This window comes from Brevundimonas sp. Marseille-Q4549, assembly GCF_976940555.1.
Genome location: NZ_CDRHXG010000001.1, coordinates 681,453 through 699,746 on the forward strand (window position 1 = coordinate 681,453; position 18,294 = coordinate 699,746).

Sequence of the window (18,294 nt, forward strand, 5' to 3'; positions counted from 1 at the left end):
CCCTCCCCTTTAGGCCATCTCACCTGGCGCTCAAGCCGCGCGTGACGCGCCTCAGATGAGCGCGCCGTGGCAGTGTTTGAACTTGCGGCCCGAACCGCAGGGGCAGGGGGCGTTGCGGCCGGTCATCTCCCAGCCGGGCGGCAGGGCCTCGATGGGCAGCTTGGAACGGTCGTCGCCGATCAGCGTGCCTTCCGGGTTCTGAGCGGACGGATCGTCCATTTCGTTCTCGCCGGTGCCGGGGTTCAGGTGGATTTCCTGGAACTCGGGCATTTCGGGCGGCGGCTGGAAGCGGAACTCCACCGTCATCAGCCAGCGGGTGACGTTGTGGCGCAGGTCGTGCAGCAGGCCCTCGAACAGGTTGAAGGCCTCGGTCTTGTACTCCTGCAGCGGATCGCGCTGGCCGTAGCCGCGCAGGCCGATGACGCCGCGCAGATGGTCCAGGTGAACCAGGTGTTCGCGCCACTGCATGTCGATCATCTGCAGCAGAAACTGCTTTTCCAGACCGCGCGTCTGTTCGGCGCCGATCATCTCCAGCCGTTCGGCGGCGCGGGCGTCGGCGGCTTCCAGCAGCCGCTCCTCGATCTCCTCGTTCGACACGCCTTCCTCAGCGGCCCAGTCGTGCAGCGGCAGCTCCAGACCCAGGGTCGAGCGGACCTTTTCGTCCAGGCCGTCGATGTCCCACTGCTCGGCATAGGCCTTGGGCGGCATGTAGCGTTCGACCAGGTCGGAGACCACGTCGCGGCGGAAGTCGCCGACCAGTTCGGACAGATCCTCGGAGTCCATGAACTCCTGGCGCTGCTCGAACACGGCCTTGCGCTGGTCGTTCACGACGTCGTCGTACTTCAGCAGGTTCTTGCGGATGTCGTAGTTGCGGGTCTCGACCCGCTTCTGGGCGGTCTCGATGGCGCGGTTCAGCCAGGGATGGGTGATGGCCTCGCCTTCCGCTACGCCGAAGGTCTTCATGATCGAGTCCAGGCGGTCGCCGGCGAAGATGCGCAGCAGATCGTCCTCGCAGGACAGGTAGAATTTCGACACGCCGGGGTCGCCCTGACGGCCGGTGCGGCCGCGCAGCTGATTGTCGATGCGGCGGCTTTCGTGGCGTTCGGTGCCCAGGACGAACAGGCCGCCGGCGGCCAGGGCCTGTTCCTTCAGGACGGCGATCTCGGCCTTGAACTCGGCCTCCTTGGCCGCTTCCATTTCCGGCGTCACCTCGACGGCCAGGTTGCGCTGGTCCAGCAGCCACTTCTGCATCTTCATCTCGAGGTTGCCCCCGAGCTGGATGTCCGTGCCGCGGCCGGCCATGTTGGTGGCGATGGTCACGGCGCCCGGCAGGCCGGCGTCGGCGACGATATAGGCTTCCTGTTCGTGCTGGCGGGCGTTCAGAACGCTGTGCGGAATGCCGCGCAGCTTGGTCTCGTAGGTGATGTCATAGGCGGCGTCGCCGATCTTTTCCGCCTCCTTGGCCTTGCCGGCGTATTCGGGCTTCAGCTTGCGGGAGACCTCGACCCTGTACTCGTAACGGTTCAGCAGGTCCGACAGCTGTTCCGAACGTTCGATGGAAACGGTGCCGACCAGGATCGGCTGACCGGCGAGGTGGCACTCGGCGATCTGGCGCGCGATGGCCTGGTTCTTCTCGGCGTGGGTGCGATAGACCTCGTCGTCGTAGTCCTTGCGCTGGATCGGCCGATTGGTCGGCACTTCCAGGACGTCCATCTTGTAGATGTCGCCGAATTCCTGGGCCTCTGTCGCGGCCGTGCCGGTCATGCCCGACAGCTTTTCATACAGGCGGAAGTAGTTCTGGATCGTGACCGAGGCCAGGGTCTGGTTCTCGGGCTGGATCTTGACGTCCTCCTTGGCCTCGATGGCCTGGTGCAGACCTTCGGACAGGCGGCGGCCCGTCATCATGCGGCCGGTGAATTCGTCGATCAGGACGATCTCGCCGCCCTTGATGATATAGTCCTTGTCACGCTGGTACAGGGTGTTGGCGCGCAGGGCCTGGTTGGAGTGGTGGACCAGGGTGATGTTGGCCGCGTCGTACAGGCCGGTGGTGTCCTCGGCGAAGTGGCCGCCCTTCTCCAGCGCCTCTTCCAGCCGTTCCGAGCCCAATTCGGTCAGCAGGACCTGCTTCTGCTTTTCGTCCAGCTCGAAGGTGTCGGGGTCCTTGATCAGCTCTTTGATCAGGGCGTCCAGCACCTTGTAGAGGTCCGAACGGTCTTCGGTCGGACCCGAGATGATCAGAGGGGTGCGGGCCTCGTCGATCAGGATGGAGTCGACTTCGTCGACGATGGCGAAGTTGTGCGGGCGCTGCACCATCTCGCGCCGGTCATAGACCAGGTTGTCGCGCAGATAGTCGAAGCCGAATTCGTTGTTGGTGCCGTAGGTGACGTCGGCGGCGTAGGCGGCCTGGCGCTGCCCCTGGGACAGGCCGTTGACGATGACCCCGACGTCCAGGCCCAGGAAGCGATAGACCCGGCCCATGGTCTCGGCGTCGCGCCGGGCGAGGTAGTCGTTGACGGTGATGACGTGGACGCCCTTGCCCGCCAGAGCGTTCAGATAGACGGGGGCCACGGCGACCAGGGTCTTGCCCTCGCCGGTCCGCATCTCGGCGATGCCGCCCTGGTGAAGGATCATGCCGCCGGCCAGCTGGACGTCGTACTGGCGCTGGCCCAGCACCCGCTTGGACGCCTCGCGCACCACGGCGAAGGCTTCGGGCAGAATCTTGTCCAGCGTCTCGCCGGCGGCCAGACGGTCGCGGAACGTGTCCGTCATCATGCGCAGTTCGTCGTCGGACAGGGCCGCGAACTTGGGCTCCAGCGCATTGATGCGCTGGGCCTGATCCTGGAAGGCCTTGACCTTGCGATCGTTGGAAGAGCCGAAAAGTTTCTTGGCGAAGCCGAGCATGGCAGATCCGGTAAGGGTCGAGCGTCGTTTCGAACGGCTCAGAAATCCCGAGATGGGGCGGCGAGACTGGACGCCGCGAGAGAGGCTTGAACGGCGCCGGCCCCACAGACGCCGCAACGGGCGCGCGCGAAGGGCCGCGCAGACGATCAAAACCCCTCGACTTGGGCGCAGGCGGGACTTAAGCACCGGCCTAACCCCTGTCAACGCGAGGGGCTTTCGGCCGCCTTCGACGGAGCGCCCCCTTGATCCCAATCCGGCGACCCTTCGGCGTTCTGACGGCGGCCCTGATGGTCGCCAGCCTGGCCGTATCGGCCTGTTCGCGCGGCGGCGGCGACCACGCGCCAGAGGCCGGCGACAAGGCGGTGGCCCGTGTGCAGGACGCGACCATCTGGGCCTCGGACGTGCGGCGCGAGGCGGTGGCTCAAGGATTGATCGGCGAAAACGAACCGCTGGACACGACTTCCGAGCTGTTCCGCCGGGTGCTGGACGAGGTCATCGACCAGAAGCTTCTCGCGCGCGAGGCCGAGCGGCGCCGGCTGGACGCTTCGCCCCTGGCCCAGCGCCGGCTGGAGGCCACGCGCGAACGCATCCTCGGCGACATGCTGGTCGAGAACGTCGTCGACGGCGCGGTGTCCGACCAGGCGGTGCAGACGCTTTATAACGAACAGCTTCGTCTGGCGAAGACGTCCGAGGAAATCCGCGTCCGCCTGATCCTGACCCGCACCAAGGCCGAGGCGGACGCCGTTCTGGGCATCCTGCGTCAGGGCGCCGCCTTCGAGGCGGTGGCCAGCGAACGCTCCATCGACGAGGCGACCCGCTTTTCCGGCGGCGACCTGGGCTATTCCACCCTGGACGTCATGCCGCAAAGCTACGCCGCCGCGCTGCGCGACAGGCCGGCGGGGTCCGTCGTCGGCCCGTTCCAGACCGAGGGCGGCTGGGCCGTTCTGCGGGTCGAGGATCGGCGAAAGGAAACCCCGCCCACTTTGGAACAGGCGCGTCCGCAGATCGTCCGCTACCTGACCTATGACGGGGTGCGCCGCCTGTTGGAGCAGTTGCGCGGCAAGTCCAAGGTGGACGTCCTTCTGCCCGCATCGCCCGCCGCTTCCGTCCCGCCGACGCCCGCGTCGCCGTCTTCCGCCCCCGTACCGGCCGCCTGACATGAACAAGACTCCTTCCACCACCGGCCAGAAGATCGAACAGGCGCTGGAAAAGGCGCTGGATCCGTTGGCGACGGCGCTGAAGCGCGCGACCCGCCCGTCGGGGACCGAGGCCGCCGCGCCGACGCCGCCGGCCGGCAAGCCGGGCCTGGCCATCTCGCCCCTGGCCGTGCCGTTTCCGACCATTCCGCCCATCGGCGGGGTGGAGATGGCGACGGCGCGGGCGGGCTTCTACAAGCATGAACGCGACGATCTGGTGGTGTTCCGCTTCGCGCGCGGAACCAGCTGCGCCGGGGTCTTCACCCGTCACAAGATCGGCTCGGCCCCCGTGGACTGGTGCAAGAAACAGCTGGCCGCCGGCGACGGCAAGGACGTGCGCGCCCTGGTGATCAACGCCGGCTGCGCCAACGCCTTCACCGGCAAGGCCGGGGCGGACGCCGCCCGGCGCACGGCGACCGAGGTCGCCAAACGCTTCGGCTGTCGCCAGCGCGACGTCATGCTGGCCTCGACCGGTGTGATCGGGGTGGTGCTGGACGAAAAGAAGATCCTGGCCAAGCTGCCCGAGATCGAACACGGGCTGGCCGCCGACGCCTGGGCCAAAGCCGGTCGCGGCATCATGACCACCGACACCTTCCCCAAGGGCGCCTACGCCGAGGCCGAGATCGAGGGCTACAAGGTCCGCATCGCCGGTATCGCCAAGGGCTCGGGCATGATCGCGCCGGACATGGCGACCATGCTGGCCTTCATCGTCACCGACGCCGACATCCATCCCAGCGTGTTGCGCGCCCTTCTGGGCCTGCATGTGCGCACCACCTTCAACTCGGTGACGGTGGACGGCGACACCTCCACCAACGACACCTGCCTGCTGTTCGCCACCGGCGCCTCGGGCGCGCCGCGCATCGGCCGGGTCGGCGACCGGCGGCTGAAGAGCTTCTCGGCCGCCCTGGACAAGGTGATGCTGGACCTGGCGCACCAGCTGGTGCGCGACGGCGAGGGCGCGACCAAGTTCGTCAAGGTGACGGTGGACGGCGCGGCTTCGCCCGCGTCGGCCCGCAAGCTGGCCAAGTCCATCGCCGACAGTCCCCTGGTAAAGACCGCCATCGCCGGTCAGGACGCCAACTGGGGCCGCGTCGTCATGGCCGTGGGCAAGACCGAGGAGTCGGTCGATCGCGACCGCCTGGCCATCCGTTTTGGCCCGCACCAGGCCGCCCTCGACGGCGCCCCGGCCCCGACCTACGACGAGGCCAAGATGACAGCCTATATGAAGAATCCGGAGATCGACATCACCGTCGATGTGGGTTCGGGCCGCGCTTCGGCCACCGTCTGGACCTGCGACCTGACCAAGGGCTACATCGAGATCAACGGCGACTATCGCTCGTGACCGACGCGCCTCTGCCCACCGTTCTGGTCGTCGCCGTCGCCCTGATCGACGTGGACGGTCGCGTGCTGATCGCCAAACGACCGCAGGGCAAGACGCTGGCTGGTCTGTGGGAGTTTCCGGGCGGCAAGGTCGAGCCGGGCGAACGGCCCGAACAGGCCCTGATCCGCGAGCTGAAGGAAGAACTGGACATCGACGTCAAGGAAAGCTGCCTGGCGCCCTTCGTCTTCGCCAGCCACGCTTACGATTCCTTTCACCTCTTGATGCCACTGTATCTGTGTCGACGTTGGGACGGCGTGGTCGCCGCGCGCGAGCATGACGCCCTGGCCTGGGTGAAGCCGAACAAATTGTCGGACTATCCCATGCCGCCCGCCGACGAACCGCTGGTCGCCTGGCTACGCGACCTCTTGTGACCACCGCCGACCAGGGAGGCCGGCCATGCGACGCTTCATCGGCCGGTTCCTGCGCGACGACGACGGCGCCACGGCCATCGAATACGGCCTGATCTGCGCCCTGATCTTCCTGGCCATCGTCGGTTCGATCAGCGCCCTCGGCAATACGAACACCGGCGGTTTCGCCCGGACGGTCGAGAAGCTGAGCACCGCCATTCAGGCGGCGATCGGCGGCTAGTCGGCCTCTTCGCCGGTTCGTTCCTTCACGCCCAGGGCGTCGGCCAGACGCATCTTGGCCGATCCGCGCGGCAGGGGCTTCTGCTGGCTTTCGTGCGGCTTCCAGCCGGCGACATGGATGATCTCGAACGTCGCGGGAATGCGGCCGTCGGCGTCGCCGTGCCGCTGGGCGTAGAGATCGGCCGCTCGCGCCACCATGGACCGGGTCAAGGGCCGGATCGGGCCGTTCAGCACATTGGTCTCTCCCATGGCGCGCAGGTCGCGGACCAGGGCGAACAGGTCCGGATAGCGGACGGTGAAGCGATCCACGTCCGAGACGGGCAGGGCGAAGCCGGCGCGTTGCAGCAGGGCCGCCCCGTCATGGCCGTCGGCGAAGGGAGAGACTCGCGCCTGGGCGCCCCCGCGTTCGGCCAGTTCGGCCTCGGTCAGGACGCCGCGCAGCTCCTTCAGCGTGCCCGCGCCGAACAGGGCGCCGATGAACAGACCGTCGGGCTTCAGGGCCTGGCGGATCTGGGACAGGGCGCCGGGCAGGTCGTTGGCCCAGTGCAGCGACAGCAGCGACACGATCAGATCGGCGCTGTCCGCCGCAAGCGGCAGGGGCGCGGCGCCCGGCGCGGCGCGCTGATCCACGCTCAGAGGTGTTGCGACAGGTCCGACCCGTCCGGCCGCGTCGCTGGCGCGCACCGCCGCCTCAAACACGCCAGGGTGGGCGGAAGAATCGACCGTGACGGGAAAATCGCGCAGGATGGCTTCCAGGCTTTCGGCCGCGTTCTGGGCGGCGCGGGCGTGCAGGAAGTCGGCCTGATCGAACCTTGGGGCCGACCGGGTCAGACGCGCGGCGCGGCGGGCGGCGTCGAAGATCAGCGGCGGGCCGTCGGCCTGAGGCGGTGACTGGAGCGGGGAGGGGGCCATGGCAGGGCAGAATGGGGTCTGGCGGCGCGCCTGGGAAGGGGCGGGACGGGGTTTGCGCGAGGGGCCCGGCTTATGGATGCGGGGAATGGCCGACCTGATCCTGCCGCCCATGGCCCACGACAGCCGCGAGGCGACGGCCGCTGCCGGCCTGACGCCAGACGCCTGGAGCCGCATCCGGTTTCTGGAGGCGCCGGTGTGCGACGGCTGCGGCGCGGCCTTCGAGATGGACGGGGGCGACTTCGCCGACAGCCGCTGCGCCGCCTGTCTGGCTCGGCCCTACGCCTTCGAACGGGCGCGGGCGGCCTGTGTCTATGACGAAGATTCGCGCGGTCTGATCCTGCGGTTCAAACATGGCGACCAGCAGCAGTTCGCGCCCCTGTTCGCCCGCTGGATCGGCCGCGCCGCCGCCGATCTGATCGCCGAGGCGGACGTGGTCGCGCCCGTGCCTCTGCACCGGTTTCGCCTGTTGTCGCGCCGGTTCAACCAGGCGGCCGAGATCGCCCGACCTCTGGCCCGCGCATCGGCCCTCGACTATGCGCCCGACGCCCTGGTCCGGATCAGCCATACCGCCAGCCAGGGCGGGCGAAGCCGGCGTGGACGGCGGCTGAACGTCAAGGCCGCCTTCGCCGTGACCGAGGCGGGGCGGCGCCGCATCAAGGGACGGCGGGTGCTGCTGATCGACGACGTCCTCACCACAGGGGCGACGGCAGAGGCCTGCGCGCGCGCCCTGACGGCCGCCGGGGCGCGCGCCGTCGACCTGGCGGTGGTGGCGAGGGTGCGAAACGCGCGCGAGATCGTTATGTAGGCTCCAACCCCAATCTGGAGACCTGCTTTGGCCGACGTCGTCATCTACACCAAGCCCGGCTGCCCCTACTGCTTCAGCGCCATGAGCCTGCTGAAGAAGAAGGGCGTCGACTATGTCGAGATCGTCGCGTCCAACGATCCCGAGAAGAAGGCCGAGATGGTCGAACGTTCCGGCGGACGCATGACCTTTCCGCAGATCTTCATCGACGGCCGCCATGTCGGCGGGTCGGACGATCTCCACGCCCTGGACAGCGAGGGCAAGCTCGACCCCCTGCTGGCCGCCTGACGCGCCTTGGGCGAGACGCTGGACATCGCCCTGATCCAGACCCGCACGCCGGCGACGGCGGCGGGCGGGTTGGCCCATGTCTCGCCGCTGATCCGGGAGGCGGCGGCCGGCGGAGCGAAACTCATCCTGACGCCCGAAGGGACCAATCTGCTGGAACAGCGTCGCGCCCTGCGCGAGGCCGTTCTGGCGGACGAGGAAAATGACGTCGCCGTCCTGGGCTTGCGGGCCCTGGCGTCCGAACTGGGCGTCTGGCTGCTGATCGGTTCGGCCCTGGTGCGGTCCGATCAGCCCGGCGACGGCCGGGCGGCCAACCGGTCGCTGCTGATCGATCCGACCGGCGCCGTCGTCGCCCGTTATGACAAGCTGCACGTCTTCGACGTCGATCTGCCGAACGGCGAGACCTATCGCGAAAGCGCCACGGTCCGGCCCGGCGATCGGGCGGCGATGGCCCAGGCGCCCTGGGGCGGCCTGGGTCTGACCGTCTGCTACGACATCCGTTTTCCGCATCTGTATCGTCAGCTGGCCAAGGCGGGGGCGGCTATGATCGCGGTTCCCGCCGCCTTCACCGTCCCGACCGGAGAGGCGCACTGGGAGACCCTTCTGCGCGCCCGGGCCATAGAGACGGGCGCCTTCATCCTGGCCCCGGCGCAGGGCGGGACGCATGAGGACGGCCGCCGGACCTGGGGGCGTTCGACCGTCGTCGGGCCGTGGGGGGAGATCGTCGCCAAGGCGGATCACGACGAGCCCTGCGTCGTGCCGGCGACCCTGGATCTGACGGCCGTGACGCGCGCGCGCGCCGCCGTCCCCGCCCTGACCCACGACCGCGACTTCAGCCCCGTCTTGGACCCCTCATGATCCGTTACGCCCTGAAATGCGATCAGGCCCATGGTTTCGAGGCCTGGTTCGGCTCCTCCGCCGACTATGACGACCAGGCGGCGCGCGGCCTGGTCGAATGCCCGTTCTGCGGCTCGCACGCGGTGGACAAGGCCGTAATGGCGCCGGCGGTCGGCGGCGCGCGCAAGGCCGACCCGGCGCCTGACGTGGCGGCCCGCATGCAGACCATGATGATGGAGGCGGCCCGCGAGGTGCGCGCCCATGTCGAGGCCAATTTCGACTATGTCGGCGACGCTTTCGCCCGCGAGGCCCGCGACATCCACGAAGGCCGGTCCGAAAAGCGCGAAATCTACGGCGAGGCGACGCCGGCTGAGGTTCGCAAGCTGAAGGACGACGGGGTCCCCGTCGCTCCCCTGCCGTCTGCCCCGCCCGATCCCGGAAAGGTTCATTGATGGCTCTGACCTGGCGGCTGATGCGGCCTGACGACATCGATGCGGTGGTCGATGTGGCGCGGCTGTCGTTTCCCGATCATTTCGAGGACCGCGCCTGTTTCGAGAACCGGCTGGCCCTCTATCCGCGCGGCTGTTTCGTGCTGACCGAGGCGGAGGGGCCGGTGCGCGGCTATCTGATCGCCTATCCCTGGAAGGCCGACAGCGCGCCGCCGCTGAACACGGTGATCGAAGGGCTGCCGGGCGAACCGGCGCTGATCTATCTGCACGACCTGGCCCTGCACCCCGAGGCGCGGGGCGGCGGCGTGACCGGCGCCATAGTGGAGCGTCTGGCCGAACAGGCGGCCGGGGACGGCTGGCCCGCCGTGGCCCTGGTGGCGGTCAATGACGCCGCCGACTTCTGGCGGCGTCACGGATTTCAGGACCGGGCCTCGGACGCCCTGGCCGAGAAGTTGGCCAGCTATGGACCCGACGCCCGCTATATGGTGCGCCCGCTCTGAGGTGTGACGTCAGGGCCGGTTCAACGCCGTCCGGCCGCCGGCCCGAACGAAGTCGACACGATGGGCGCGTGGAATGGCGTTGACCGCGCGCCGCCGCATCTCCTGCTCGCAGACGCGCGGATCCCCGATGGAATCCGGCGTCAGAAACGCCCCGTTCACGGCGCACCAGTCGCGGCTGGCGACGCGAATCCGCTGGGCCAGGATCAGGGCCTCGTCCCGCCGCGCCAGGTTCAGGCCCTGGGCCTGAACAGACATGTCCGGCGCCGGTCCGGCCAGCAGGGTTGTGGCCAAGGTCAATCCGGCGATCAGGCTCATCGTCGTCTCCATTGCATTCGCCGGGTCGGCGTCTTGCGAACAGGAGGCGACCTGCGGGGCCTGCGGATGCGGCGTTGCGGATGAAATATCGGTAAGGCGCGCCGGCGTGGGCGCCGGGGCCGGACGGGGCGCGAAAACGCCTGCTCTGGCGTTTCGGCGCTCTTGCCTGTAAGAGGCGCGCGAAACTCTCTCCCCCCAATGCCTGCATCCCTTGCAGCGGCGCGGATTTTCCGTGACCGAACACAGTCCGCCCGAGCCCGACATGAACCTGCGTAACGTCGCCATCATCGCCCATGTTGACCACGGCAAAACGACCCTGGTCGACCAGCTTCTCGCCCAGTCCGGCGTGTTCCGAGCCAATGAGGCGACGACCGAGCGCGCCATGGACTCCAACGACCAGGAGAAGGAACGCGGCATCACCATCCTGGCCAAGTGCACCTCGGTGCTGTGGAACGGCAAGGCGGGCGAGACGCGCATCAACATCATCGACACCCCCGGGCACGCCGACTTCGGCGGCGAGGTCGAGCGCATCCTGGGCATGGTGGACGGTTGCGTCATCCTGGTCGACGCCGAAGAGGGCGTCATGCCCCAGACCAAGTTCGTGCTGACCAAGGCGCTGAAGATGGGCCTGCGCCCGATCCTGTGCATCAACAAGGTCGACCGCGCCCACGCCGACCCGGACCGCGTCCACAACGAGACCTTCGACCTGTTCGCCGCCATCGGCGCGACGGACGAGCAGCTGGACTTCCCGCACATCTACGCCTCGGGCCGCAACGGCTGGGCGACGCTGGACCTGAACCAGCCCAACGACAACCTGGCCCCGCTGTTCGACCTGATCGTCGACCACGTGCCGCCGCCCGCCGTCCAGGCCAACCGGGACAAGCCGTTCCGCATGCTGGACGTGCTGATCGAAAGCGATCCGTTCCTGGGCCGCCTGCTGACCGGCCGGATCGAGAGCGGCAAGGCCGTTCCCGGCATGGCGATCCACGCCCTGGACCGCGAAGGCAAGGAAATCGAACGCGGCCGCATCACCAAGGTGCTGGCCTTCCGTGGCCTGAAGCGCCAGCCGCTGGACGAGGGTTCGGAAGCGGGCGACATCGTCGCCATCGCCGGCATGTCCAAGGCGACCGTGGCCGACACCCTGTGCGCCATGGAAGTCACCGAGCCGCTGGACGCCCAGCCGATCGATCCGCCGACCATCTCCATGACCGTCTCGGTCAACGACAGTCCCCTGGCCGGCCGCGAGGGCGACAAGGTCCAGTCGCGCGTCATCCGCGACCGCCTGCTGAAGGAGGCCGAGGCCAACGTCGCCATCCGCGTCACCACGACCGAAGGCGGCGACGCCTATGAGGTCGCTGGCCGTGGCGAACTGCAGTTGGGCGTTCTGATCGAGAACATGCGCCGCGAAGGCTTCGAGGTCTCGATCTCGCGTCCGCGCGTGGTGTTCAAGGAAGGCGAGAACGGCGAGAAGCTGGAGCCGATCGAAGACGTCATGATCGACGTGGACGACGAGTTCACCGGCGTGGTCATCGAAAAGCTGTCGGCCCGCAAGGCCGAGCTGGCCGACATGGGTCCGTCCGGCGCCGGCAAGACCCGCATCAGCCTGAAGGCGCCGTCGCGCGCCCTGATCGGCTATCAGGGCGAGTTCCTGACCGACACGCGCGGTTCGGGCGTTCTGAACCGCGTGTTCAGCCACTATGAGCCGCACAAGGGCGCCATCGCCGGCCGTCTGAAGGGCGTTCTGATCTCGAACTCCGACGGTGAAACCGCCGCCTTCGCCCTGTGGAACCTGGAAGACCGCGGCGTCATGTTCGTCGGCGCCGGCGAAAAGACCTATCAGGGCATGATCATCGGCGAGAACGCGCGCTGGGACGACCTGGACGTCAACCCGATCAAGGGCAAGCAACTGACCAACGTCCGCGCCGCCGGCAAGGACGAGGCCGTGCGTCTGACCCCGCCGCGCCAGATGTCGCTGGAACAGGCCATCGCCTATATCGACGACGACGAACTGGTCGAGGTCACGCCCAAGTCGATCCGCCTGCGCAAGCAGGTGCTGAACCCCTCGTTCCGCAAGAAGCGCGTTCGCCCGGAATAATCGCTGACTGACGCGGCGAGGGTTTGAGGCCTATATCGGCGCATGACCCCCGCTCCGCCCAGCCTCGACGACCGACTAGACGAGGCCGCCGCCGCGCAGGATCCGCGCGCGGCGGTCTCTTTCGTTCTGCGCGAGGCCTATGACGCCGCCCGCACCCGCGCCGAGCGCAAGCTGGACGCCGGTTCGAAGGGGCGCGAGGTCGCCCGTCTTTACGCCGCGGCCGCCGACGACATGCTGAAGGCCCTGTGGCGGGTGGCGACCGAGACCCTGTTTCCCGTCTCGCCGGTCGAGAGCGAACGTCTGTCGCTGGTGGCGGTGGGGGGCTATGGGCGGGGCGTCCTGGCGCCCTTCTCGGATCTGGACCTGCTGTTCCTGCGCCCGGCCAAGGCGACGCCACGCGGGGAGAGCGTGATCGAATTCGTCCTCTATGTGCTGTGGGATCTGGGGGTGAAGGTCGGGCCGTCGGTGCGCTCGGTCGAAGAATGCCTCAGCCTGTCGCGCACAGACATGACGGTGCGGACCACCCTGCTCGAAGCGCGGCCGTTGGCGGGCGATCAGCGCCTGGCCGAGCTGATGATCGGTCGGTTTCGCGAGATGGTGTCCAGGTCCGACCCGCGCCCCTTCATCGCCGCCAAGCTGGAAGAACGGGCTGTGCGGCACGAGAAGGCCGGCTCGACGCGCTACAAGGTCGAACCCAACGTCAAGGACGGCAAGGGCGGCCTTCGCGACCTGAACACCCTGTACTGGATCGCCCGGTCCCTGGCCCCGGAAAGCCGGCTGGGCGCGACGGTGATGGACGAGCTGTTCACCCCGCGTGAACGGCGCACGTCTGACGAGGCGTTCGACTTCCTGTGGCGGGTTCGCATCCACCTGCACCTGATCGCAGGGCGCGCCGAGGAGAAGCTGACCTTCGACATGCAGCCCGAGGTGGCCCGGCGCATGGGCTGGCGCGGGCGCGGCGACGAACCGGCGGTAGAGCGGTTCATGCGGCGCTATTTTCTGGTCGCGCGCGATGTCGGCGCCTTGACGCGCGCCATGTCGGCCAAGCTGGAGGCGCGCCACCAGAAGACGGCCCTGGGTCTGTCGCGCCTGATCACGCCCTTCCGTCCGGCCCGGCGCAAGCTGGAGGTCGAGGGCTTCTGGATCGACCAGGGCCGCCTGTCGGTCGAGGGCGCCGAGGTCTTCGCCGCCAATCCGACCAAACTGTTGAAGCTGTTCGTCTGCGCCGACCGGCACGATCTGGACCTGCACCCGGACGCCTTTTCGGCGGTGACGCGGTCCCTGTCGCTGGTGACGCCCCGGCTGAGGCGCGACCCCGAGGCCAGCAAGGCCTTCCTCAGCATCCTGGCGCATGGCCAGCGGCCCTACCGCGTTCTGACCCTGATGAACGAGACGGGTCTTCTGGGTCGGTTCCTGCCGGAATGGGGCCGGATCGTCGGTCAGACCCAGTTCAACATGTACCACGCCTATACGGTGGACGAGCATACGCTCCAGGCCATCGGGGTCATCAACGACATCGCCCGCGGCAAGCTGCGGGACGACCACCCGATGGCGTCCGAGATCGTGCATCTGATCTCGGACATGGAGGCCCTGATGCTGGCCATGCTGCTGCACGACGTCGGCAAGGGCGGCGAGCGGGGACAGCTGGAGGACGGCGCCATCGCCGCGCGCCGCGCGTGCGAACGGCTGGGCGTCGATCCGCGCCGGATCGAACTGGTCGTCTGGCTGGTTCGCAACCATCTGGCGCTGAGCGATCACGCCCAGAAGCGCGACCTGTCCGACCCGGCCACCATCCGCGCCTTCGCCGAACTGGTCGGCGATCCCGAGCGCCTGCGGATGCTGCTGGTGTTGACCGTCGCCGACATCCGCGCCGTGGGCCCGGGCGTCTGGAACGGCTGGAAGGGGCAGCTGATGCGCACCCTCTATAACCAGGTCGCCGCCCTGTTCCGGGGCGAGGACATGGCGCGCGCCGATCCCCTGGCCGAGGAGGCGGAACTGGTGGCGCGGGCGCGGATCGAGGGGGCGGCGGCCCGGGCGCGGGCGACGCCGGCGGTGGAGGGCCTGCCGGTCCAGACCACCGAAATCTCCATCGCCGCCGCCGACCGTCCCGGCCTGTTCGCCGACCTGGCCCAGACCATGGCCGCCCTGGGGGCGGACGTGACCGACGCCCGCGTCGCCACCAGCGATCAGGGCGTCGTCCTGGACGTCTTTCGCGTTCAGGACGGGGCGGGACTGCCCTACGGCCAGGCCGAACCCCGTCGCCTCAAGGCCATGGTCGAGGCGCTGGAGCGCGCCGCGCGGGGGGAGGGCCGTATCGGCAAGGCGCCCGAACCCGCCGGCAATGCGCGAAAGGCCGCCTTCGAGGTCCGCCCCGTCGTCATGGTCGATCATCACGCCAGCGAGACCGCCACGGTGGTCGAGGTGTCGGGCGCCGACCGCCCCGGCCTTCTGGCGGCCCTGTCGCGCGTCTTCAACGACGAGGGGCTGAGCATCCGTTCGGCCCATGTCGCCAGCTTCGGCGAGCGGGCGGTGGACAGCTTCTATGTCGTTGACCGCAAGGGACGCAAGGTCGCCTCGGAACAGCGGATCGAGGAGCTGAGGCGCGCGCTGGAGGCGGTGCTGGACAGCCGCGCGCCCGCGCCCGCCGGCCGCAAGGTGGCCTCTGCCCGCGCCAGCGCGCGCGACGTGTCCGAACTGGGCCGCCGGGCGCGCAAGCCTGTATCGCGGGGACCGGAAGCGCGCTAAGCCTCGCACCCCTCCTTCGACCTCGCCGAACGTCCGCATGAGCCTCGCCCGCAACACCCTGGTTCAATCGAGCCTGACCCTGGGCAGTCGTATTCTCGGCTTCGCGCGCGACATGGCCCTGGCCGCCCGGTTCGGCCAGGGGCCGATGATGGACGCCTTCACCACGGCGCTGATGCTGCCCAACATGTTCCGGCGCCTGTTCGCCGAGGGCGCCTTCGCCCAGGCCTTCGTGCCGGTCTATGGCGGGGTCAAGGCGCGCGAGGGCGATGAAGCCGCCGCCGTGACGGCCTCGGAGGCGCTCAGCTTCATGCTGGCGGTGGTCGCCGGCTTCTGCGTCCTGTTGCAGGTCGTCATGCCCTGGATCATGCCCTGGCTGCTGTCGGCCTATCGCGGCCAGCCGGAAGTGCTGCGCGCGGCGGTGATCGCGACCCAGCTGGCCATGCCCTATCTGGCCTGCATGACGGCCGCATCCCTGTTGTCGGGGATATTGAACACCGGGGGGCGGTTCGCCCTGTCGGCCGGCGTGCCGGTCTTTCTGAACCTGTGCACCCTGGCGGCGCTGGTTCCGCCCATGCTGTTGCCGATTCCGCAGGAGACGGTGCTGATGATGGTGACGGCCGCCGTCACCGTGTCCGGCGTCATCCAGGCCGCGCTTCTGTGGTGGGGCGTGCGACGCCTGGGCGTGCGGCTGAAGCTGGGCCTGCCGCGCATCACGCCCAACGTCAAAAGGACGCTGAGCCTGGCCGTGCCCGGCGCCCTGGCCGGCGGCGCCTTGCAGATCAACTCCCTGGTGTCGCAGTTCCTGACCGGTTCGGACGAGGGCGCGCGCTCGGTCCTCTATAACGCGGACCGTCTGTATCAACTGCCGCTGGGCCTGGTGGGGGTCGCCATCGGCCTGGCCCTTGTTCCGCGCCTGACCAGGGCCTTCGTCGCCGGCGATCACGAAGGCGGCCAGCGGACGCTGGACGACGGCATCAATCTGGCCATGGCCTTCACCCTGCCGGCGGCCGTCGCCCTGTTCGTCATTCCGTTCTTCGTCATCGACGCCACGGTGACGCGCGGGGCCTTCACCTCGGCCGACGCCAGCCGCACCGCCGATGTGCTGCGCCAGTTCGCCTGGGGCGTGCCGGCCTTCGTCCTGGCCAAGGTGCTGACGCCGCCCTTCTTCGCCCGCCAGGACACCCGCCGGCCGATGATCTTCGCCGTCGCCAGCGTGGTCGTGACCGTGGTTCTGGGTTCGGCCCTGTTCTTCTGGTTCCGCAGCCGGGGCTGGGACGGCGTTCTGGGTCTGGCGGTCGCCACCAGCACCGCCGCCTGGGTCAATGTCGGCCTCCTGGGCGGGGTGTTGGTCCGCGAGAACAGCTGGCGGCCGTCGCCCGCCTTCTTGTCGCGCATCGGCCGCGTCGTCGCCGCCAGCCTGGTCATGGCCGCCCTGTTGTTCGCCGCCAGCGTCGAATACGCCCTGTTGAGCCGGGTGTTCCTGGCCAAGGAGATCGCGATCCTGGTGGTCTGCGGCGTCGGCGCGGCGCTTTACGGGTTCTGCCTGCTGCTGTTCCGCGCGGTCACGCTGGGCGAGCTGAAGGCGACGCTCCGCCGCGAGCCGGGCGGCGGCGGCGTCTCCGGTCTGGACTGACGGGCGACGAACCGATAAGCGCGAGACCATGATCAATTCGGGCCCTGTTCTTGATCGGCGATGGCGCGGCTGACCGCCGATCGCTTCGCCACGCCTGCCCCTGTATTTTCGAGACCCGACCTCATGACTGATCAGACCCCGGCTCCCGCCGCCCCGGCCTATGACGGCCCGCGCCGCATCCTTTCCGGCATCCAGGCCTCCGGCGCCCTGCATCTGGGCAATTATCTCGGCGCGCTGAAGCGTTTCGTCGAGCTTCAGGATCAGGGCGCGCCCCTGTTCGTCTTCGTCGCCGACATGCACGCCATCACCGTGTGGCAGGACCCGGCCAAGCTGACCGCCCAGACGCGCGAGATCGCCGCCGCCTATCTGGCCTCGGGCCTGGACCCGGCCAAGGCCGCCATCTTCCCCCAGTCGGCCGTGCGCGCCCATGCCGACCTGGCCTGGATCTTCAACTGCGTCGCCCGCCTCGGCTGGTTGGACCGGATGACCCAGTTCAAGGAGAAGTCGGGCAAGCACAAGGAACGCGCCTCGGTCGGCCTCTACACCTATCCGGTGCTGCAGGCGGCGGACATTCTGCTGTACAAGGCCACCGAGGTTCCGGTCGGCGAGGACCAGAAACAGCATCTGGAGCTGACCCGCGACATCGCCGCCAAGTTCAACAACGACTTCGGCGTGCCCGGCTATTTCCCGCTGCCTGAGCCGATCATCCAGGGGCCGGCGACGCGGGTCATGTCCCTGCGCGACGGGATGGCCAAGATGTCCAAGTCGGATCCGTCGGACAACAGCCGCATCAACCTGACCGACGACGCCGACGCGATCGCGGCCAAGATCAGGAGGGCCAAGACCGACCCCGCGCCCCTGCCCGAGACTCTGGAGGGACTGGACGACCGGCCCGAGGCCAAGAACCTGGTCGCCATCTACGCCGCCCTGGCCGGGCTGACGCGCGAACAGGTGATCGAACAGTTCGGCGGCCAGGGCTTCGGCGCCTTCAAGCCGGCCCTGGCCGATCTGGCGGTCTCCAGCCTGGCGCCCGTCACGGCCGAGATGCGCCGCCTGATGGACGATCCGGCCGAGATCGATCGGGTGTTGAAAGACGGGGCCGAGCGGGCCGCCGCCGTCGCCGATCCCGTGGTGGACGCGGTCAAGAAGATCGTCGGCTTCTGGAGGGCGTAATGGGCGTCTATGAAGCCAGGGTCGTCTGGAACCGGGGCGATCAGCCCTTCCTGGACAAGCGCTACAGCCGCGCCCATTCCTGGAGCTTCGACGGCGGGGCGGTGGTTCCGGCTTCGTCAGCGCCGTCCAGCGTGCCGCTGCCGATGTCCGATCCCGCAGGCGTCGATCCGGAAGAGGCGATGGTCGCCTCTCTTTCCAGCTGTCATATGCTGTGGTTCCTGGCTTTCGCCGCCAACGCCGGCCTGGTGGTCGACACCTATGTCGACGAGGCGTCGGGCAAGATGGGCAAGGACGATAGCGGCAAGCGCTATCTGGCCCAAGTGACGCTGCGCCCCTTCACCAGCTTCACCGGCCGCGAGCCCGATCAAGCCGAGATCGACGCCCTGCACCACCAGGCCCACGATCATTGCGAAATGGCCCATTCGGTCCGCGCGACCATCGCCATTGAGGCTACTGTCGGCTGAACGCCTTTCAGGGTTCGCG

General features: G+C 68.6%; 17 protein-coding genes. 14 read left to right on the forward strand and 3 right to left on the reverse strand.

The window, feature by feature from the left end; genetic code table 11:
* Positions 1–51: 51 nt before the first annotated feature.
* Positions 52–2,901 (reverse strand): preprotein translocase subunit SecA, encoded by a 2,850-nt coding sequence (secA, locus tag ACWPV3_RS03425; RefSeq protein ID WP_453976846.1) that lies wholly within the window; start codon positions 2,899–2,901, stop codon positions 52–54.
* 287 nt (positions 2,902–3,188) lie between these two features.
* Here secA and ACWPV3_RS03430 point away from each other — a divergent pair, with 287 nt between their 5' ends.
* Genes ACWPV3_RS03430 through ACWPV3_RS03445 form a run of 4 tightly spaced genes read left to right on the forward strand, consistent with a single transcriptional unit; the run spans position 3,189 to position 6,066 of the window.
* Positions 3,189–4,058: a peptidylprolyl isomerase gene (locus ACWPV3_RS03430; RefSeq protein WP_453978496.1), complete on the forward strand. Its 870-nt coding sequence runs from the start codon at positions 3,189–3,191 to the stop codon at positions 4,056–4,058.
* A 1-nt stretch (position 4,059) separates the two neighbouring features.
* Positions 4,060–5,439 carry a bifunctional glutamate N-acetyltransferase/amino-acid acetyltransferase ArgJ gene (gene argJ, locus ACWPV3_RS03435; RefSeq protein ID WP_453976847.1) on the forward strand — a complete coding sequence of 460 codons (1,380 nt, stop codon included), beginning with the start codon at positions 4,060–4,062 and terminating at the stop codon, positions 5,437–5,439.
* An 11-nt stretch (positions 5,440–5,450) separates the two neighbouring features.
* On the forward strand, positions 5,451–5,849 hold the full coding sequence (locus ACWPV3_RS03440; RefSeq protein WP_453978497.1) for a (deoxy)nucleoside triphosphate pyrophosphohydrolase: 399 nt from the start codon (positions 5,451–5,453) through the stop codon (positions 5,847–5,849).
* Between the two features lie 25 nt (positions 5,850–5,874).
* The gene (locus tag ACWPV3_RS03445; protein WP_292086467.1) at positions 5,875–6,066 is read left to right on the forward strand and encodes a Flp family type IVb pilin; all 192 of its coding nucleotides are present in this window, start codon (positions 5,875–5,877) and stop codon (positions 6,064–6,066) included.
* Here the strand turns inward: ACWPV3_RS03445 and ACWPV3_RS03450 are convergent.
* Positions 6,063–6,977: a methyltransferase domain-containing protein gene (locus tag ACWPV3_RS03450; protein ID WP_312735328.1), complete on the reverse strand. Its 915-nt coding sequence runs from the start codon at positions 6,975–6,977 to the stop codon at positions 6,063–6,065. The two genes, ACWPV3_RS03445 and ACWPV3_RS03450, sit on opposite strands and share 4 nt — an antisense overlap.
* On the opposite strand from ACWPV3_RS03450, the gene ACWPV3_RS03455 reads away from it, so the two are divergent.
* Genes ACWPV3_RS03455 through ACWPV3_RS03475 form a run of 5 tightly spaced genes read left to right on the forward strand, consistent with a single transcriptional unit; the run spans position 6,976 to position 9,850 of the window.
* Positions 6,976–7,782, forward strand: coding sequence for a phosphoribosyltransferase family protein (locus ACWPV3_RS03455; RefSeq protein ID WP_453976848.1), 807 nt, complete (start codon positions 6,976–6,978; stop codon positions 7,780–7,782). The two genes, ACWPV3_RS03450 and ACWPV3_RS03455, sit on opposite strands and share 2 nt — an antisense overlap.
* Before the next feature lie 27 nt (positions 7,783–7,809).
* Entirely contained in the window at positions 7,810–8,067 is a 258-nt protein-coding gene (gene grxC / locus ACWPV3_RS03460) for a glutaredoxin 3 (RefSeq protein WP_292086471.1), read from the forward strand.
* Positions 8,068–8,073: 6 nt separating this feature from the next.
* The gene (locus tag ACWPV3_RS03465; RefSeq protein WP_453976849.1) at positions 8,074–8,922 is read left to right on the forward strand and encodes a carbon-nitrogen hydrolase family protein; all 849 of its coding nucleotides are present in this window, start codon (positions 8,074–8,076) and stop codon (positions 8,920–8,922) included.
* On the forward strand, positions 8,919–9,353 hold the full coding sequence (locus tag ACWPV3_RS03470) for a DUF1178 family protein (protein ID WP_312735334.1): 435 nt from the start codon (positions 8,919–8,921) through the stop codon (positions 9,351–9,353). Before ACWPV3_RS03465 ends, ACWPV3_RS03470 begins: the two co-directional genes overlap by 4 nt.
* A complete protein-coding gene (locus ACWPV3_RS03475) occupies positions 9,353–9,850 on the forward strand; it encodes a GNAT family N-acetyltransferase (protein WP_453976850.1) in 498 nt (165 codons plus the stop codon). Before ACWPV3_RS03470 ends, ACWPV3_RS03475 begins: the two co-directional genes overlap by 1 nt.
* 9 nt (positions 9,851–9,859) lie before the next feature.
* On the opposite strand, the gene ACWPV3_RS03480 is transcribed toward ACWPV3_RS03475, so the two are convergent.
* Positions 9,860–10,165, reverse strand: coding sequence for a UrcA family protein (locus ACWPV3_RS03480; protein ID WP_312735337.1), 306 nt, complete (start codon positions 10,163–10,165; stop codon positions 9,860–9,862).
* A gap of 262 nt (positions 10,166–10,427) precedes the next feature.
* Here ACWPV3_RS03480 and typA point away from each other — a divergent pair, with 262 nt between their 5' ends.
* The 5 genes from typA to ACWPV3_RS03505 all read left to right on the forward strand — a co-directional run bounded on the left by typA (position 10,428) and on the right by ACWPV3_RS03505 (position 18,275).
* A complete protein-coding gene (typA, locus tag ACWPV3_RS03485) occupies positions 10,428–12,260 on the forward strand; it encodes a translational GTPase TypA (protein ID WP_292086630.1) in 1,833 nt (610 codons plus the stop codon).
* A 42-nt stretch (positions 12,261–12,302) separates the two neighbouring features.
* On the forward strand, positions 12,303–15,005 hold the full coding sequence (gene glnD, locus ACWPV3_RS03490; protein WP_453976851.1) for a [protein-PII] uridylyltransferase: 2,703 nt from the start codon (positions 12,303–12,305) through the stop codon (positions 15,003–15,005).
* A 37-nt stretch (positions 15,006–15,042) separates the two neighbouring features.
* Positions 15,043–16,638: a murein biosynthesis integral membrane protein MurJ gene (gene murJ / locus ACWPV3_RS03495; protein ID WP_453976852.1), complete on the forward strand. Its 1,596-nt coding sequence runs from the start codon at positions 15,043–15,045 to the stop codon at positions 16,636–16,638.
* Positions 16,639–16,761: 123 nt separating this feature from the next.
* The gene (gene trpS, locus ACWPV3_RS03500) at positions 16,762–17,811 is read left to right on the forward strand and encodes a tryptophan--tRNA ligase (RefSeq protein ID WP_453976853.1); all 1,050 of its coding nucleotides are present in this window, start codon (positions 16,762–16,764) and stop codon (positions 17,809–17,811) included.
* Positions 17,811–18,275, forward strand: coding sequence for an OsmC family protein (locus ACWPV3_RS03505; RefSeq protein ID WP_453976854.1), 465 nt, complete (start codon positions 17,811–17,813; stop codon positions 18,273–18,275). Before trpS ends, ACWPV3_RS03505 begins: the two co-directional genes overlap by 1 nt.
* Positions 18,276–18,294: the final 19 nt, after the last annotated feature.

Excerpts from the sequence above, each read along its gene's own strand:
- ACWPV3_RS03450 (WP_312735328.1), bottom strand. The coding sequence starts at position 6,977 with ATGGCCCCCTCCCCGCTCCAGTCACCGCCTCAGGCCGACGGCCCGCCG.
- ACWPV3_RS03430 (WP_453978496.1), top strand. The coding sequence starts at position 3,189 with ATGGTCGCCAGCCTGGCCGTATCGGCCTGTTCGCGCGGCGGCGGCGAC.
- ACWPV3_RS03475 (WP_453976850.1), top strand. The coding sequence starts at position 9,353 with ATGGCTCTGACCTGGCGGCTGATGCGGCCTGACGACATCGATGCGGTG.
- ACWPV3_RS03480 (WP_312735337.1), bottom strand. The coding sequence starts at position 10,165 with ATGAGCCTGATCGCCGGATTGACCTTGGCCACAACCCTGCTGGCCGGA.
- ACWPV3_RS03470 (WP_312735334.1), top strand. The coding sequence starts at position 8,919 with ATGATCCGTTACGCCCTGAAATGCGATCAGGCCCATGGTTTCGAGGCC.
- secA (WP_453976846.1), bottom strand. The coding sequence starts at position 2,901 with ATGCTCGGCTTCGCCAAGAAACTTTTCGGCTCTTCCAACGATCGCAAG.
- ACWPV3_RS03505 (WP_453976854.1), top strand. The coding sequence starts at position 17,811 with ATGGGCGTCTATGAAGCCAGGGTCGTCTGGAACCGGGGCGATCAGCCC.
- ACWPV3_RS03445 (WP_292086467.1), top strand. The coding sequence starts at position 5,875 with ATGCGACGCTTCATCGGCCGGTTCCTGCGCGACGACGACGGCGCCACG.
- murJ (WP_453976852.1), top strand. The coding sequence starts at position 15,043 with ATGAGCCTCGCCCGCAACACCCTGGTTCAATCGAGCCTGACCCTGGGC.
- argJ (WP_453976847.1), top strand. The coding sequence starts at position 4,060 with ATGAACAAGACTCCTTCCACCACCGGCCAGAAGATCGAACAGGCGCTG.
- trpS (WP_453976853.1), top strand. The coding sequence starts at position 16,762 with ATGACTGATCAGACCCCGGCTCCCGCCGCCCCGGCCTATGACGGCCCG.
- ACWPV3_RS03455 (WP_453976848.1), top strand. The coding sequence starts at position 6,976 with ATGGCAGGGCAGAATGGGGTCTGGCGGCGCGCCTGGGAAGGGGCGGGA.
- typA (WP_292086630.1), top strand. The coding sequence starts at position 10,428 with ATGAACCTGCGTAACGTCGCCATCATCGCCCATGTTGACCACGGCAAA.
- glnD (WP_453976851.1), top strand. The coding sequence starts at position 12,303 with ATGACCCCCGCTCCGCCCAGCCTCGACGACCGACTAGACGAGGCCGCC.